This window comes from Erwinia sp. MYb416 (genome assembly GCF_037479575.1).
Classification (GTDB): domain Bacteria; phylum Pseudomonadota; class Gammaproteobacteria; order Enterobacterales; family Enterobacteriaceae; genus Erwinia; species Erwinia rhapontici.
This window is the reverse complement of sequence record NZ_JBBGYT010000107.1, coordinates 1-682: the sequence shown is the minus strand read 5'-3', so window position 1 is coordinate 682 and position 682 is coordinate 1. Positions and strand designations below refer to the sequence as shown.

Annotated in this window: 1 protein-coding gene and 1 pseudogene; both read left to right on the top strand. The window is 41.9% G+C overall.

Annotated elements, in window-relative coordinates; genetic code table 11:
• Positions 1 to 210: pseudogene (locus WH277_RS00970) on the top strand (hypothetical protein); the annotation flags it as partial.
• A gap of 75 nt (positions 211 to 285) precedes the next feature.
• Complete coding sequence (locus WH277_RS00965; RefSeq protein WP_339457399.1) at positions 286 to 573, top strand: hypothetical protein; 288 nt, start codon at positions 286 to 288, stop codon at positions 571 to 573.
• The last annotated feature ends 109 nt before the right edge of the window (positions 574 to 682 follow it).

Here is a 682-nt window from a genome sequence, read left to right as displayed (position 1 = left end):
TTGCTGACGCTGTCGCCCCTTTTTTCAGATGGAATTTACCTCTCTAACGCAGAGACATTCGGCTTCGCAGGAAGCGATGAGGACGGTAAGACGGCTGTTACCTCCGAAGAAGGGCGCAATGTGTCTATCAATATTCTTTGGGGAGTTATTCTGATTATTGTTTCATCCGCAATTAACGGTTTTGGTGACCTTTTTGAATTGTGGATATGAGCACATAAATCATGGTGATATTAATGGACACCCCGATATAATTTTTTTTTGGCATGAGGAGAGAGAAAAGAGAAAATGGAAGCGATAAATTCAATTTCAAAAGAACAATTCAGTGCCATACGGAAAGCAATACTAAGTGCGGCGAACTCAGCAACGAAAGATGTTGCTGAACCTTACCTTGAAACAGCTAGAGCCTATCGCTCTCAGATCAGGCACGTTCTTACCGATTATGTTGATGAGCAGTTGTGTTCAGCGATCAGCTATGCAAAGGATGCTGCAGGTAGGATAAAGGATAAAGATAGAAAGCTTGAGCATATGGAGCTGTACTTGTACAAATTCAAATCAGATATTACTTTGACATAGTTTGATTTTCCATAATCACCTGTCAATAATACCCTTGCCAGCCTGAACAACTGGCACAGAACATCGCGTCATGATGGGGACTCCATGGCGCAAGAATTACAGCTCATTA

Excerpts from the sequence above, each read along its gene's own strand:
- WH277_RS00965 (WP_339457399.1), top strand. The coding sequence starts at position 286 with ATGGAAGCGATAAATTCAATTTCAAAAGAACAATTCAGTGCCATACGG.